At 64.0% G+C, this 16,000-nt stretch carries 12 protein-coding genes; 10 read left to right on the top strand and 2 right to left on the bottom strand.

All coding sequences use genetic code 11. From position 1 onward, the window contains the following. The first annotated feature begins 78 nt into the window (after positions 1-78). Positions 79-861 carry an IclR family transcriptional regulator gene (locus KHP07_RS25510; protein ID WP_214498245.1) on the top strand — a complete coding sequence of 261 codons (783 nt, stop codon included), beginning with the start codon at positions 79-81 and terminating at the stop codon, positions 859-861. On the opposite strand, the gene KHP07_RS25505 is transcribed toward KHP07_RS25510, so the two are convergent. Together KHP07_RS25505 and KHP07_RS25500 are read right to left on the bottom strand one after the other, a co-directional pair. After that, a complete protein-coding gene (locus KHP07_RS25505; RefSeq protein ID WP_214498244.1) occupies positions 858-2,336 on the bottom strand; it encodes a class I adenylate-forming enzyme family protein in 1,479 nt (492 codons plus the stop codon). The two genes, KHP07_RS25510 and KHP07_RS25505, sit on opposite strands and share 4 nt — an antisense overlap. 2 nt (positions 2,337-2,338) lie before the next feature. Further along, positions 2,339-3,361, bottom strand: coding sequence for an alcohol dehydrogenase catalytic domain-containing protein (locus tag KHP07_RS25500; protein WP_214498243.1), 1,023 nt, complete (start codon positions 3,359-3,361; stop codon positions 2,339-2,341). A gap of 148 nt (positions 3,362-3,509) precedes the next feature. On the opposite strand from KHP07_RS25500, the gene KHP07_RS25495 reads away from it, so the two are divergent. The 9 genes from KHP07_RS25495 to KHP07_RS25455 all read left to right on the top strand — a co-directional run bounded on the left by KHP07_RS25495 (position 3,510) and on the right by KHP07_RS25455 (position 15,992). Continuing rightward, positions 3,510-4,211 (top strand): enoyl-CoA hydratase/isomerase family protein, encoded by a 702-nt coding sequence (locus KHP07_RS25495; RefSeq protein ID WP_214498242.1) that lies wholly within the window; start codon positions 3,510-3,512, stop codon positions 4,209-4,211. A gap of 105 nt (positions 4,212-4,316) precedes the next feature. Then, entirely contained in the window at positions 4,317-6,842 is a 2,526-nt protein-coding gene (locus KHP07_RS25490; RefSeq protein WP_150675466.1) for a TonB-dependent receptor plug domain-containing protein, read from the top strand. Next, a complete protein-coding gene (locus KHP07_RS25485) occupies positions 6,842-8,155 on the top strand; it encodes an MFS transporter (RefSeq protein WP_224794944.1) in 1,314 nt (437 codons plus the stop codon). Before KHP07_RS25490 ends, KHP07_RS25485 begins: the two co-directional genes overlap by 1 nt. 20 nt (positions 8,156-8,175) lie before the next feature. Then, the gene (locus KHP07_RS25480) at positions 8,176-9,360 is read left to right on the top strand and encodes an acyl-CoA dehydrogenase family protein (RefSeq protein ID WP_150675464.1); all 1,185 of its coding nucleotides are present in this window, start codon (positions 8,176-8,178) and stop codon (positions 9,358-9,360) included. A 9-nt stretch (positions 9,361-9,369) separates the two neighbouring features. Next, on the top strand, positions 9,370-10,692 hold the full coding sequence (locus KHP07_RS25475) for an amidohydrolase (RefSeq protein WP_150675463.1): 1,323 nt from the start codon (positions 9,370-9,372) through the stop codon (positions 10,690-10,692). 128 nt (positions 10,693-10,820) lie between these two features. Further along, the gene (locus KHP07_RS25470) at positions 10,821-11,741 is read left to right on the top strand and encodes an ABC transporter substrate-binding protein (protein ID WP_150675462.1); all 921 of its coding nucleotides are present in this window, start codon (positions 10,821-10,823) and stop codon (positions 11,739-11,741) included. After that, positions 11,738-12,850 carry a phosphotransferase enzyme family protein gene (locus KHP07_RS25465; protein ID WP_150675461.1) on the top strand — a complete coding sequence of 371 codons (1,113 nt, stop codon included), beginning with the start codon at positions 11,738-11,740 and terminating at the stop codon, positions 12,848-12,850. Before KHP07_RS25470 ends, KHP07_RS25465 begins: the two co-directional genes overlap by 4 nt. Continuing rightward, complete coding sequence (locus KHP07_RS25460; protein WP_214498241.1) at positions 12,847-13,719, top strand: sulfurtransferase; 873 nt, start codon at positions 12,847-12,849, stop codon at positions 13,717-13,719. The genes KHP07_RS25465 and KHP07_RS25460 overlap by 4 nt, the downstream gene beginning before the upstream one ends. A gap of 125 nt (positions 13,720-13,844) precedes the next feature. Further along, complete coding sequence (locus KHP07_RS25455; RefSeq protein ID WP_214498240.1) at positions 13,845-15,992, top strand: TonB-dependent siderophore receptor; 2,148 nt, start codon at positions 13,845-13,847, stop codon at positions 15,990-15,992. The last annotated feature ends 8 nt before the right edge of the window (positions 15,993-16,000 follow it).

Here is a 16,000-nt window from a genome sequence, read left to right as displayed (position 1 = left end):
TCGCGGCTAACCTTGGCCACCGGCCAAGCCTGCGATCCGCGCTTGCCGAACATAATGATTTCGGAAGCTGCTGCCACCATGGATATTTCTTCGACGCCTTCTCCGCCTGCCAGTAACAAGGAAAATACCGGTGGGCGCGTACAGGTCATCGACCGCTCGATTGTACTGCTGCGCACCCTCTCGGGCCTCAAGCATGGCGCCAGCGCGCTGGACCTGGCGCGACTGACCGGTATAGACCGCACCACCATTCATCGCCTGCTCAAGACCCTGACCCACTGGAGCCTGATCGAATCCCAGGGCGGCACCTATCGCATCGGCCCGGAATGCCTGATCTACTCGGCGGCGTACCTGAACCGCCTGAACCTGCGCAAGATCGCCCTGCCCTACGCCATCGAGTTGCAACGGGTGATCGGCGAGCGCCAGGCGATTGTGTCGTTGTCGGTGCCAGTGGGTGACCAAGTGGTGTTGATCGAGCGGATGTGGACACCGACCACGCCGCTCAACGTGATTGTCGACCTGGCCGACCAATTCCCCATCGACGGCAGCCCCAGCGGGCGTGCGGTACTCGCCACCTACAGCGAGACGGCCGCACAGGCAATCCTCGGCGAAGCGCGTTACGCCAAAGCCCTGCCGGCACTGGAGCAAATTCGCAGCCAGCAGGACTTCGCCTTCGGCCACGGCGAGTTCAAGCCGGGCCTGTCTTCGGTGGCGTTTCCGATTCGCGTGGAAGCCGGGCAAGCCATTGGCGCGGTCGTCGTTGCCGGGCTTGAGATGGAAGACGAAACCCACCCCGGCTCGTCCCTGGCCAGCCATGTGCGCCGCGCCTGTGAAGGTATCGCGGCGCAGTTGGGCAACCTTTAGGGCTTGAGGCCCAGTGCGGCGAGCAGGCGATTTTTCTGCACCTTGCCGTAGTGGGAGCGCGGTAGTTCGTCGATAAAGTAGACGCGGCGCGGCACCTTGTAGCGCGACAAACCGGCGCGGCAGTGGTCCATCAACTGCTGCGCCGACAGGTCTTGCGAGCCGTCCACTACCACGGCTGCGCATACTTGCTCACCCCATTCCAGATCCGCCAGGCCAAACACGTGGGCGTCCTGCACGCCGGGATGGCTCAGCAGGTTTTGTTCGACTTCACCGGGCTGCACGGATTTGCCGCCGCTGCGGATGATGTCCTTGCAACGCCCCAGCACACGCAGCAGCCCATCGGCGCCAATGCGCCCGAGGTCACCGCTGCGCAGCCAGCCGTTGTCCAGGGTCTTGGCGCTGAGTGCTTCCAGCTGCCAGTAGCCGCTCATCAATTGCGGGCCGCCGAGCAGGATTTCGCCCACACCGTTTGCGTCCGGTTGATCGATACGGATCGCGGCGCTGAACAACGGTCGGCCCACCACACCTTCGCCACTGTCGCCGGCCGCGCGCACCGCCGACATTTGCGCGGGCGAGAGGTAGCAACTCCAGGGCGCTTCGGTCATGCCGTAGAGCACGCCGATGCGTTCACTGAACAAACTGCATGAGCCTTCCAGCACGTCGCCGGTCAACGCGGCAGCGCCGATATCGAGGCTCTTGAATACCGGAAGATCGGCCGCTGCAGGGCCGGTTTCGCGCAACAGACGCAGTAATTGCGTAGGCACAAGAGAGCTGAACGCCACCTGGTACTCAGTAAGCTGAGCGATGAAGGCCTTGCCGTCGAAGCGACCACCCAACACCACTCGGCCGCCGCTGAGCACATGGGCCAGCACCGCCACCGCTGCAATCGGCCATAGCGGGCGGACGTTGAGCAGTACATCGCCGACCACGGCGCCGCGGCCCATGACGATGTTCTGCAACACCGCGCACAAGCTGGCATGCCGATGCATCACCGCCTTGGGCGTGCCGGTGGTGCCGCCGGTGTAGTTGAGCGAGGCCAGCGCCTGGGGTGATTGCGCCGGGCGTGGAAGGATGTCGACGGGGTTGGAGTCGGTCACGGCTTGCAGCGGCAGGCAACGGATGCCCAAGCCTTGCGCCACACCGGCGTACTGCTCGGAAAACAGCAGCAAGGCAGCGCCCGCGTCCTGTAGCTGAGCAAGCAATTCATCAAGCGCCAGGGCCGGATCCAGCGGCACGCGCACACGGCCGCTGGCCATGCAGCCATAGTCGGCCAGCAGGTAGTCGAGGCTGGCGTCGGCCAGTAAGGCCACCCGCGCACCCACCGGGATTTGCAACCGATCCAACGCTTGTCCGACGCCACTGAGGGCGCGGTCCAATTCGTCAAACGTGAGGGTGCGAGCACTGGCCGGTTCGTGCAGTGCGATGTGGTCGGGCCATTTAAAGGCCGCCTGGCTGAGCAGCGTACTGATGTCCATGCTTACCACCCGCTCAACACAATGCGCCCATTGACCTGACGCGATTCCAGCAGCGCGTGGGCCTCGGCCACTTGGTGAAACGGCAGCACACGGTCAATCAACGGCTTGACCTGCCCGCCCTTGATCAATGCCAGCGCCAGGCGCACTTCTTCGAGGGTGGCGCTGCCGGAGCCTTGTACCCGCAGGCGTCGGCCGATCAACAGCCCTGGGTTGATCGGCACACTGACGGGCGTCACATTGCCCAATACCACCACGCGCCCTCCGAGGGCCATGCTGCGCAGAGTGTCTTCAAGGGTGCTGCCGAGGTTTTCCATGGCCACGTCCACGCCGCGTTTGCCGGTTAGTTTCCAGACCTCGGCACTGTAGCTGCCGCTGCTCACAATCACGTCATCGGCGCCCAGGCTGTGGAGAAAATCACGCTTGTCCGCACTGCCTGTGACGGCGATGACCCGCGCGCCGAACGCCTTGGCCAATTGGATCTGATGGGCGCCCAGGCCACCGCTGGCGCCATTGATCAACACGCTTTCGCCGGGTTTGAGCGCGGCCTCGCCGTGCAACGCGCGCACGCTGGTGCCGATCGGGCAGGACGCCAAGGCGGCCGGGATGTAGTCCAGACCGTCGGGCAGTTCGATGGCGGAGATCGCGGGTACTCGCAGGTATTCGGCATAGGCGCCTTCCGTGTCCACCGATGGCAGGCCAAGGGCCCGGCACAGATCCTGGCGACCGCGCAGGCAGTCACGACACTGACCGCAAAAGCGTCGCTGGTAAACCACCACCCGGGCGCCGACCGTCAAATGGTGCACACCCGTGCCCACCTCAACCACTTCACCCGCCACTTCATGGCCCAGTACCACGCCGGTATGGGCTCCCGGTAACCGCCCGGCACGATGCAAAAGGTCATGATGGCAAACCCCGGCTGCCGCGACCTGGACCAGCACTTCACCCGCGCCAACCTGCGGGGTCGGCACCTCCTCGACCTGCAATTGCTCCGGCCCGCCGAAGGCTTTTAGAACTATGGCTTTCATTTTTTATAACCGTTTTTGACCCGATAAGAATATGTTCATATAACAAACATCTTGTTTGCATTGTGCACATCAATTAAGTTTTCCTCACTTTGGCGCTGACCTCAAGGGGTAATCGCGTCTTTCTTTCACACCGGATAAAAAGCACCCCATGACAGTCGAGTATCAAAATATTGGCGAAGGAATCCTGGTGGTCACCCTCAACCGCCAGGAGCGCCTCAACGCACTGGACAGCCAGGCCAAGCACGCGCTGGCCGAGGTTTGGCAGCGCGCGCAGCAAGACACCGCCGTGCGCGCCATCGTGCTGCGCGGTGCCGGCGAGCGGGCGTTTTGCGCCGGCTCCGACCTCAAGGAGATCGACGCCACCGGCGAGACCGTCAGCAGCGAAGTCCTGGCCCGTGCCCTGCCCGGTGTCGGCAACGATTTGAGCAAGCCGGTGATTGCCGCGTTGCACGGCTACACCCTGGGCCTGGGCATCAGCCTGGCGATTCATTGCGATTTCCGTATTGCGCGGCACGACACGCGCTTTCACTTCCCCGAAGTGCAGCACGGCATGTTGTCCGGCTTCAGTGCGATCACCCTGCCCAGCCTGATAGGCGAAGCAGCGGCCCTGGACATCATGCTCAGCGCGCGCAAATTCGATGCCCAAGAGGCTTTGGCCATCGGCCTGGTCAACCAAGTGGTGGACGACGCCTACGCCAGCGCGCTGGAACTGGCCGCACGCCTGGCCAGCCATTCCTCTAAGGCCGTGGAATGGACCAAGACCTTGCTGCTGGCCGAACGCAAAGCCCGACTGACGCGGCAGATGGCACTGGTCGACCAGGCCCGCCAGGACGTGATGCTGGGGCGTTGACCTCAACCCATAACTAGAAACAGCCAACACATAAGCCTCCCCAGTACTGTCAGGAACTCCCACCACCAGGAATGGAAAGCGGCACCTAACCATCGGAGCCTCACCATGTCTCGCCCATACACTCGCTTTCGTCCCAGGTTCAGCCTGCTGACCGCCGGCATCCTCGGGCTGTGCGCCCAGCCGGCAGCCCACGCTGAAGAGAACCCGTCACGTCCGTCGGCGGCCAGTGACACCGCCCTGCAAACCGTGGTGGTCACCGGTGCCCGGGACAGCGGTCGCACTGTCGCCAAGAGCCTGGCGCCGATCGATGTGATCAGCGCCGACGACCTCGCCCGCTCCGGTAAACAGAACCTGCGCGACGCCCTGGCCGCCAGTGTGCCGTCCTACACCAATGCTGCAGGGTTTACCGGCGGCACCGGGTTGTCGGTCAAGTCCGCGACTTTGCGCGGCCTGGGCGGTAACCATGTGCTGGTGCTGGTCAACGGCAAGCGCCGCCACAATACGTCGCTGATCTTTGTGCAGACCGCCGCCACCTCAAGCGGCCAGTCGCCCGCCGACCTCGACCTGATCCCCATCGCCGCGGTGGACCACGTGGAAGTGCTGCGCGACGGCGCGGCGGCGCAATACGGTTCGGACGCGATTGCCGGGGTGATCAACATCATCCTCAAGACCAACCGCTCCGGCGGCAGTGGCAGCGCCCTCTATGGGCAGTACGCCAACCGTGTGGGCGGCAAGGGCAATTTCGGTGCGCGGGGACAGGGCCAGATCAACCAGGGCTTCGAGCTGCCCAATGACGGCTTTTTCAGCCTCAGCGCCGATATCGGCCTCCAGGAAAGCTCCAACGTGGCCGGTGCCGTACCGGACCGCACCAGCATCTATTTCCGCCAGAACGGCCAGCCCGACCCGCGCGAAACCAGCGAAAGCCGCTACCGCCAGCAACTGGGCCAGCCCCGTTCGCAAACCTATAACTTCGGCTACAACGCCGAGCTGCCGCTGAACGAGGATTACACGCTGTATTCGTTCTCCACCCTCAGCCACCGCAACTCCACCAGTTGGGGCACCTACCGCACCGCCAACTCGCCACAGAACATTGTCTCGGTGTACCCGGACGGTTTTTCGCCGCGTTTCGTGGTGGAAGAAGACGACTTCCAAAGCGTGTTCGGCGTGCGCAACGACGACCTGCTGGGCTGGGCTTGGGACCTGAGCACCAGCTACGGCTACAACAACGCCAACACCCGCAACGAACGCTCGCTGAACCCTTCCCTGGGACCAAACAGCCCTCAGGATATGGACGGCGGCAACCTGATCGCTAGCCAATGGACCAATAACCTCGACCTGACCCGTGCGTTCGATACCGGGCTGTTTGCCAAGCCGCTGAACGTGTCGACCGGCCTTGAGTTCCGCCGTGACGGTTTCGAAATCCAGGCCGGCGAATACGCCTCTTACGCCGATGGCGGCTACGTCTTCCCCGCTGGCAGCCCGCTCGCCGGCCAACGCCCCAACCCCGGCGCGCCTGGGCTGGTGGGCTTCACCCCGGCCGACGCGCACAACTACTCACGCACCAACACCGCAGGCTACGTCGACTTCAGCCAAAGCCTGACCGACCAATGGGACGTGAGCCTGGCCGGGCGTTTCGAGCACTACAGTGATTTCGGCGACACCGGCAGTGGCAAGTTCTCCACGCGTTACGCGTTCACCCCGCAATTCGCCGTGCGCGGCACGGTGAGCAACGGTTTCCGCGCGCCGTCCCTGCAACAGCAGTTCTATTCGTCGTCGCTGACCGCCTGGCGCACCAGCCCGCTCACCGGGCAACTGGAGCAGGCCACCACGCGCTACGTCACCGTCAACGACGCCGCCGGCCAGGCCCTGGGCGCCAAGGAGCTCAAGCCTGAACGCTCGATGAACTACAGCCTCGGCTTTGTCGCCACACCGACCGAGAACCTGGACATTACGGTCGACCTGTACCAGATCGACATCAAGGATCGCATCCTGCAGACCAGTAACCTGCAAGGCACGGCGGTCTCCAACGTGCTGGCCGCCCAGGGCCTGAACCCGAACCAGATCGTCTCGTACTTCGGCAACCTGGCCGATACCCGCACCCGTGGTATCGATCTGGTGGCCGACTACCGCTATGACCTGGGCCGCTACGGCAAGACCAAATGGACCTTGCTCAGCAATCAGAGCCTGCAAACCATCGAGAAGATCAAGGAGCCCGCAGCACTGGCCGGCACCGGCGTCAGCGTGATGGGCCGTGACCGCCAGGGCAACCTGACCTCGGCCTACCCGAAAAACACCACGTCGCTGAATGCCGCCTGGCAACTGGGGGATTTTGAGGTGAATCTCAAGGAAACCCGCTATTCCAAGGTCACCGGGCGCAACCAGATTTCGGCCAGTCGCGATGAAAAAATTCGCCCGGCATTCATCACCGACCTGAGCGTGGGTTACTGGCTGAGCGACGCGGTGAAAGTCACCGTCGGCGGCGAAAACATCTTCGACCGTCGCCCCCAGCAACTGAATGACGAGGCCAAGCGCTTCTACTTCTTCCCCACCGACAACCCGACCTATAGCTGGTACTCGCCCTACGGCCTGGAAGGTGCTTATTACTTCGCTAAAGTCGACGTGAGCTGGTGATGACGAACTTCGAACGCCCGCAGGCGACCTTCGACCAACGCCTGTACCGCAAACTGGCGTGGCGGATCATGCCGTTCCTGTTCCTGTGCTTCGTGCTCAACTGGCTGGACCGGGTCAACATCAGCTTTGCGCATTTGCAGTTCAAGACCGACCTGAACATCAGCGACGCCACGTTCGGCATCATCGTCGGGGTGTTCTCCATCGGTTACCTGCTGTTCGAGATCCCGAGCAACCTGCTGCTGGAAAAGATCGGCGCGAAAAAAACCATGATGCGCATCATGGTGCTGTGGGGGCTGGTGACCATCGCCACCGCGTTTGCCCAGACCCCGGCGCAGTTTTATGTGCTGCGGGTGTTGCTGGGCGCCGCCGAAGCCGGATTCTTCCCAGGGGTGATCCTGTACCTCACCTACTGGTTCCCGGCCAGCCACCGTGCGCGCATCACCTCGCGGTTCATCATGGCAATTGCGGTGTGCGGGATCATCGGCGGGCCGCTGTCGACGTCGATCATGGGGCACTTCGCCGGGGTCGGCGGCTTCACCGGCTGGCAATGGCTGTTCGTGATCACCGGCATTCCGCCGGTGCTCGCGGGGTTGTTCGCCTGGTACTGGCTGGACGACAAACCAGCCTCGGCCAAGTGGCTGAGCGACGCGGAGAAACACGCCATCGAGCAAGCCCTGGCGCGTGAACGGCTGCAGCGCAAACCCGGCGGGCATACGCGCTTCGTCGAGGCGCTGAAGGACCGCAAGGTGTGGTTCATCACCCTGGCCTACTGCCTGACCATCATGTGCACCGGCAACGTCACCAATATCTGGGCACCGTCGATCATTCGCGATTCCGGCGTGAGCAACCTTGGGCAACTGGGCTTGCTCTCGGCTTTGCCCTATGTGGTCGGCGTGTGCGTGATGCTGTGGGCGTGCCGCCATTCGGATGTGAATCAGGAGCGGCGCTGGCACTTCGCGCTGGGCGGCCTCACGGCGGCGCTGGCAATGCTGGTGCTGCCCAACTTTCTGTTCAGCCCGTACTCGGCAATCGCCGTACTGACCCTGATGACCAGCGGCTACCTGGTGGCCACGGCGATTTTCTGGACCATCCCCACGTACTACCTGTCGGATCACGCCAAGGCCGCCGGCCTAGCGCTGGTCAATTGCTGCGGGCAGATCAGCAGCCTGCTCACGCCGATCATGATCGGTGCGATCAAGACCTCCACCGGCAGCATCAGCCTGGCGCTGTATATCGTGGCGGCCCTGGTGGCCAGCGGCACGTTGATTCTGTTGTTCGGCGTTCCACGCAGCGCCCTGCGCGACGCTTCCTGACCTTTTTGATGGACACTTCCATGACCGATTACCTTGCCCTCGCCCACCAGCTGGCCGCGCAGATCCGACCCGGCGCCGCCGAGCGCGACGCCGGCAGAATCTTGCCTTACGCCCAGCTCGACCTGATCCGTGAGTCGGGCCTGGGCGCCGCGCGCGTTCCGGAGGCGTTTGGCGGCGGCGACATCAGCCAACTGCAAGTGGCGCATATTTTCATCATCCTGGCCAAGGCAGACCCCAGTGTGGCGCAGGCGCTGTTTCCGCATTTCGCCACCGTCGAGCATTTGCGCCTGATCGCCAACCCGGAGCAACAGCGCGAATACCTCGGGGCTTTTGCCGAGCGCCAGCTGTCGTCGGGGGCGATTGCCGAGCGCAACGGCACCTTTCGCGGTGAAATCCATACACGCCTGGAGCAGCGCGGCGACCAACTGGTGCTCAATGGCAGCAAGTTCTATAGCACCGGCTGCCTGTTTGCCGACCTGCTGAAAATCCAGGCGGTGGACGAAGCCGGCAACGCGGTCTACGTGATGCTGCCCGCCGACACCATAGGCATTACGCTGCTGGATGACTGGGACGGCATGGGCCAGCGTGTGACCGCCAGTGGCAGCACTTTGCTGGAGAATGTTGTGGTGCGCCCCGAGCAGGTGATCCCGTTGGCGCAGTGGTACCAGCGCCGCAACTATGTCGGCGCAAGCGCGCAATTGATCCACTGCGCCCTCGATGTCGGCATCGGCCTCGCGGCGCTGGATGACGCGGTGGAATGGGCGCGCAGCGGTACGCGGCCAGTGCGCGAAAGTGGTGTGGATTCGGCACGTAACGACCCCTACATCCTGCACACCCTGGGCGATCTGGCCGCGCGCATCCACGGCGCCGAAGCGCTGGTGGAAAAAGCCGCCGGTGCGGTCGACCTGGCCGCGCGCACGCAATTGCAGGGGTTGGCGCAGGGTGAGGAACTGGAAGCTATTTTGGTCAAGTCCTCGATTGCCGTGGCCGAAGCCAAGATCGCCTCGACCCGCGCCGCCCTCTTCGTGTGCGAGCGTCTCTATGAAGTCGGCGGCGCCGCCACCACCCAATCGCGCTACAACTTCGACCGCCACTGGCGCAACGCGCGCACCCACACCACCCATGACGCCCTGGCCTACAAGTACAAGGCGATTGGCGATTATTTGCTGAACGCGAAAGCACCGCCGATTGCGTTTACTTACTGAGCACTGGATATGTTGAAACGACCGATTTTCCTGCTGCTTCTGTCTGGCACCGTGTCGGCCGCCGAGCCTTGGGACGATCTGGACGCGCAGATCAGCCAGGCACTGCCCGGCGTGATAGAGCTGCGCCACGCCATTCACCAGCAGCCGGAACTGGGCAATCGCGAGCTCCACACCAGCGAGCGTATCGCCCAGCGCCTACGGGAACTGGGGCTGGAGGTGCAGACCGGCATCGCGCATACCGGTGTCATCGGCATTTTGCGTGGCGGCAAACCTGGCCCCGTGGTCGCGATTCGCGCCGAACTGGACGCTCTGCCGCTCACCGAGCAAACCGGCCTGCCGTTTGCGTCGACAGTGCGCAGCAAAGATGAAGGCGCGGACTTTCGCAGCAGAGGCAAGGACGTTGGGGTGATGCACGCCTGTGGTCACGATGCTCATATGGCGATGGCGCTGGGGGTTGCCGAGGTCTTAGCGGCCCATCGCGAGCAACTGCCGGGCACGCTCAAGCTGATTTTCCAGCCGGCCGAGGAAGGCCCGCCACTGGGCGAACAAGGTGGCGCGCAATTGATGATCAAGGAAGGCGCGCTGCAAAATCCGGCGCCCGCGGTGATCTTCGGTATTCATGTGACAGCCGGTACAGCGGGCACCTTTACCCTCAGCCGCCAACGCACCACGGCAGCGGCGGATACCTTTGTTGCACACATCATCGGGCGGCAAACTCACGCGGCCTTCCCGTGGACCGGCATCGACCCGGTGCCAGTGGCAGCCCAGGTGATCCTGGCCTGGCAGACCATTCCCAGCCGCCAGTCGAACCTCAGCCTGTTGCCGGCGCCGGTGATTTCGGTGGGCCGTATCGAGGCCGGTGACCGACATAACATCATCCCCGCCGAGGTGCGCCTGGAAGGTTCGATTCGCACGGTCAGCGATGAGCAGCGCGAGGACGTGTTGCAACGCATGACCCGCACCGCCGAGAAAATCGCCGAGGCTTCGGGAGCAACCGCCAAGGTGGACTACCTGCCAGGCAATTACCGCGCCGGCTACAATGACACCGCGTTGGTGGACCAGTTGATGCCGGTGCTGCAACAGGTGTCGACCACGCCGGTACGCATCGACAACGGCACTTACGGTGCCGATGACTTTGCCGAATATGCCCGACAGATTCCTGGAATTTTCATGCGTATGGGCGTGACACCGCCTGCGCTGGAGGGCAAAAACGTGTGGCCTACCCATTCGCCGGGCTTCCAGGTGGATGACCCGAGCCTGGCGGTGGGGATCCGGGCACTGAGTCGGATGACGTTGAGCTACATGATTGACGCTCCTCGGTTGTCGCCCTAGGGTCCAGAACGTCGAATTCAGACCGCGCGCTGCGGTTATATCCATAGCAACAAAGGATATTGGTATATACCAGATTACTCGCTTATAAATCGCTCCCATCAAAGGACGTTGGGCTGGAGTAACACGCGATGGTGTCGGTAAAGGTAATGCTGGAGTACTTTCACCCATGGCCGAATTCGGCGGGTTTGTACCTGGCACGGGAGCGCGGCTGGTATGCGGAGTTGGGCCTGGATGTAGAACTGGTGGTGCACGACCCCTACCGTGGCGACACCCTGGAGCACCTGCTGACTGGCGCCGCCGACTTCGGCGTATTCCCCAGCAACCGCCTGCTGGTACGCCGTGGCCTGGGTCAGGCGTTGCAAGGCATCGCGGCGATCAACCATGCCGGGCTGGAGTCCATCCAGACCCTCACCGATTCCGGCATCCGTCGCCCCCGCGACCTGGTGGGCAAGCGCCTCGCGCTTAACCCCACGCCGCGCGGCCTGGCCATGGTGCGTCACTTGGTCAGCCGCGACGGCGGCGACCCCGATGGCGTGATCCTGGTGGACAGCGGTGTGCGCGAGTTGCGCCCCGAACAATTGGCAGAAGGCGTCGCCGACGCCAGTTTCGGTGGTTACTGGGCCTGGGAAGCACTGATGCACAGCCCCATCGAGGCGGCGCGCCGCGTGGTGTTGCCGGTGGACGAGATCGGCGCGCCGGTCTATCACAGCTACCTGCTCGGCGCCCACGAACGCACGTTGGCGGACAAGCCCGAAGTGGTGCGCGACTTTCTCGCCGCCACCGCCCGCGGTTACCTGGCCGTAGCCCAGGAACCGTCGATTGCCCTCAGCGCGTATGAACACACCACGCCGTATTTCCCGGCAGAACTGCTAAGTGCCTCGCTGCATAAAATCGCCCCCACCTGGCTGCACCAAGGCCGCTGGGGCGAGCAACGCCAGGCGCTGATCGCGCCTTACGCCGAGTGGTTGCACCACCACGCGGTGCTCGACAACCCGCAGGTATGGCAAGGCGCGACCAGCAACGCCTACCTGCCCGAGGCGCGCCCATGAACCCGCAACGTACCGCCCATGGCCTGGGGCTGGAGCCTGTCACTGCGGATTGGCCGGCCCTGCACGAAACCGACATCGAACACCTGCTGCGTGACTACCCGCAACTCGGCCCGCTGCACAGCCTGCACTGGCACAGCCCGCGGCCATTTTCCGCTGCCGGCTTGATCACCACCGCCGATGCGACGCTGTTCGTCAAACGCCATCACCAGCAGGTGCGCCAGGCCGCGTGGCTGGAAGAAGAACACCAGCTGATCGCCCACCTGTATCGCCAGGGCGCGCCGGTGGCAGCGGTGGTGCCGAACCGCCACGGGGCGACGGCCACCGTGCTAGGCGAGTGGACCTATGAAGTGCACCACCTGGCCGAGGGTCTGGATCTGTACCGCGACGCGCTGTCGTGGTCGCCGTTCCAGCACCATCAACATGCCCTCGCCGCCGGCCAGGCCCTGGCCCGTTTGCATCAAGCCGCCGAACACTACGCAGCGCCGCCACGCCGCACCGCCGTGCTGCTGGCCAATGCGCGGCTGATCGAGCACGAGGCACCGCTGCACGCCATCGCCAACCGCCACAACGCCTACCTCGCCGACAAGGATTGGCACGCCCAGCTCAGCGAGCTGCTGCTGCCATGGCACCAAGCGCTACAGCCCTTATTACGCAACCAGCCACCGCTCTGGACCCACAACGACTGGCACGCCTCCAACCTGTTGTGGAATGCAGACGGCAGCGTCTCCAGCGTGCTGGATTTCGGCCTGGCCGACCGCACGTTCGCGCTCTTCGACCTGGCCACCGCCATCGAACGCAACGCCGTGCCCTGGCTGGACCTGGACAGCGGCGGCACGGCCAGCGCCGACCTCGACAGCGTTGATGCCCTGCTCAATGGTTATCACCAGGTGCGCCCGTTGAGTGCACACGACCTACACACACTCAGCGCCTTGCTGCCGCTGGTGCATGTGGATTTCGCCCTGTCCGAGGTGGCGTATTACCAAGACGTGGTCGGTTCCAGCGCCAGCGCCGACGTGGCCTACTACGCCTACCTGCTCGGTCATCTGCGCTGGTTTGCGGGTGCCGAGGGGCAACGCCTGCTTGAGCATATCCGGCGCCAAAGCGTATGAGCCTGCTGGTCGATGCCCAATGGTTACAGGCACATCTGGCCGACCCGGCGCTGGTGGTGCTGGACGCCACGGTGCTGCTGCCGTCGCCGCAATTCGACGGTGACTATCGGGTTGCCAGCGGTTATGACGGCTGGTTGCAAGCGCATATTCCCGGCTCGCGGCACGCTGATTTGTTGACGGCACTGGCAGATACCCAGGCCAGTTTCAGCTTTGCCTTGCCAGCGCCCGACGCGCTGGTGCAAGGCTTGGCAGCGCTCGGCGCGGGGGTGGATAAAACCTTGGTAATCTACGATCGCGCCGACGGTTTCTGGGCCGCCCGCCTGTGGTGGATGCTGCGCGGCGTGGGCATCGAAGCGTCGGTACTCGATGGCGGATTCAACGCCTGGCGCCAAGCGGGTTTGCCCGAACACGGTGGACCTGAGGCATCGATTGCTGCGGTGCAACCTTGGCCGATCAACCGGCGCCCGCAGGTGTGGATCGACCGCGTCGGCGTCGAAGCCATCGTCGCCGGGCAAGCGCCCGGGGTCTTGATCTGCGCCCTGGGCGCGGCACTCTTCGACGGCAGCGCCGCCACCCGTTACGCCCGGCGCGGGCATATCCCCGGCAGCCGTAACCTGCCGGCGCGCAACCTGTTCGACGCCCATGGCCGCTACCTGCCCAAGGATGCCCTGGCCCTGGCTATCGGCCCCACGCTGCTGCACAGCGAAGGCCCCCTGGTGTTGTATTGCGGCGGCGGTATCTCGGCCGCCGCCAACGCCCTGGCCCTGACCCTGCTGGGGCGCCAGGACATCACACTCTACGACGGCTCCCTGCAGGAATGGGCCGCCGACGCACGCTTACCAATGACTACCGGAGCAGCTCCGGCCTGACGCCCTCTGCGGCGAACTCGGCTTTTTCATTTCGTACTGGCAACCCCTCGTTGCGCAGCGCTGGGCACCCTGTTGTCCGATAAAAGCGTACGGCAGCGGCGGCAGGCCTTTGGAGCGCTCTTTTCATGGCTACACCTTACCGTCACACCCTGCTCGCCTTGAGCATCACCCTCGCCGCTGCGGCGGCTCACGCCCAGGACACGACCCTGGACACCGTCACCGTGGTCGGCCAGGAGGCCACCGACTACCAGGCCAAAAAAGCCGCCGTGGCCGGCTTCGACAACGCGCCGTTGCTGGACACCCCGGCGTCCGTCTCGGTGATCACCGAAGGCCGCTTGAAAGACCAGCAGGCGCGCCTGCTCAGCGAGGTCTTGAAGAATGACGCCTCGGTCGGCGACAGCTATGCCCCCGTCGGCTACTACGAGAATTTCGTGATACGCGGCTTTGCCCTGAACCCGGCCAGCAGCTACAAGATCAACGGTCGCACCATCACCGGCGAGCAAAACGTGGCGCTGGAGAACAAGCAGCAGGTAGAAGTGCTCAAGGGCCTGGCCGGTTTGCAGAGCGGCGTCTCGGAGCCCGGCGGCCTGGTCAACTACGTGAGCAAACGCCCGGAGAATGTGCGCTCGGTCACCGTGTCTACCAACGAACAGGGCGAGCGCTACCTGGCCACCGATATCGGCGGCTGGCTTGGCACCGAACAGCAGGTGGGCGTGCGCATCAACCTGGCCCATGAGGATATTCGCTCCTACGTCGACCACGCCGACGGCAAGCGCGATTTCGCCTCCCTGGCGCTGGACTGGAACATCAGCCCCAACGCCTTGCTGCAACTCAACGCCGAGTACCAGAACCGCGAGCAGCGCTCGGTGCCGGGCTATCAATTGCTCGGGGGGACCGAGGTGCCGCACCATGTCTCGCCCAAGGATCTGCTGGCGTACCAGAGCTGGTCGAACCCGGTGGGTATCCAGTCGCTGAACCTCGACGGGCTGTTCGAGTACCGCTTCAACGACGCGTGGAAAGCCAGCTTCAGCGCATCCCGCAGCCGCGTGGTGATCGACGACTACAGCACCTTCGCCTGGGGCTGCTACGGCGCCGCCAGTTGCGCAGGCACCGCGGTGCCCAACCACTTCAGCGCCGAGGGCGACTACGACATCTCCGACTACCGCAGCCCCGATGACACGCGTAGCAATGAGGAAGCCCAGGCCGCGCTCAACGGCCAGTTCGACACCGGCTTTCTCAAGCATGACCTGACCGTTGGCACCAGCGCATTCCGCCGCCTGGTGGACCGGCGCCAATCGGTCAACGAGTACATCGGCGAAGGCAATATCTATCAGCCGTCACCCGTGCTGGAACCCTACGACGGCCCGCTGGGCCACACCTACCGGCGCCTCGACAGCCGCCAGTACGGCCTGTTCGCCAGCGACCGCATCAGCTTCAACGAGCAATGGCAAACCATCCTCGGCGGGCGCCAGGTGCGTCTCGACGAAGAGACCTACAACCAGGCCGGCGCCACCACCCGCCATACCCAGCGCAGCGTGTTCCTGCCCCAGGTGGCGTTGATCTACAAGCCGCGCCCGGACACGTCGTTGTACGCCAGCTACAGCAAGGGCCTGTCCCTGGGTGGCGAGGCGGCGTGGTTCAGCAACAACTCCGATGAGGTGTTGCCACCCACCACCTCGCGCCAGCTGGAAGTCGGGATCAAGCGTGACTTCCAGCGCCTGAGCCTGACGGCCGCACTGTTCCAGATCACCCAGGATCTGCAATACAACCGCCCCAACGACGACGGCACGATCACCTTTGTGCAGCAAGGCAAGCAGAAGAACGTCGGCATCGAACTGTCCGCCAACGGCCGTGTGACCTCCGACCTGCAAGTGTCGGCCAGCGTCGCGGCGATCCGCGCCCAGGTCAGCGGTAGCGGCACCGATGACTATGACGGCCATCAGGCGATCAACGTGCCCAAGCTACGCGCCAGCCTGCACGGCGACTACAGCATCCCCGGCGTACCCGGCCTGGCCCTGCTCGGCGGGGTGCAATACAGCGCGAATAAATACGCCAACCGCGAGGCCACGGTGAAGGTCGACGACTACGCGGTGTTCGATGTGGGCGGCCGCTACACCACCAAGGTCGGCGATTACGCTACTGTTCTGCGCCTGACCGTCGACAACCTGTTCGACAAACGCTACTGGCGGGATGTGGGTGAATCCGCAGGCGATGGCTACTTGTTCCTGGGCGCGCCACGCACTGCGCGGCTGTCTGCCACCGTCAATTTTTGAGGCTGAGT

Source organism: Pseudomonas sp. VS40, assembly GCF_018587885.1.
Classification (GTDB): Bacteria; Pseudomonadota; Gammaproteobacteria; order Pseudomonadales; family Pseudomonadaceae; genus Aquipseudomonas; species Aquipseudomonas pergaminensis.
Note: the sequence above shows the minus strand (reverse complement) of the source record. Positions and strands in the feature narration are given on the sequence as shown.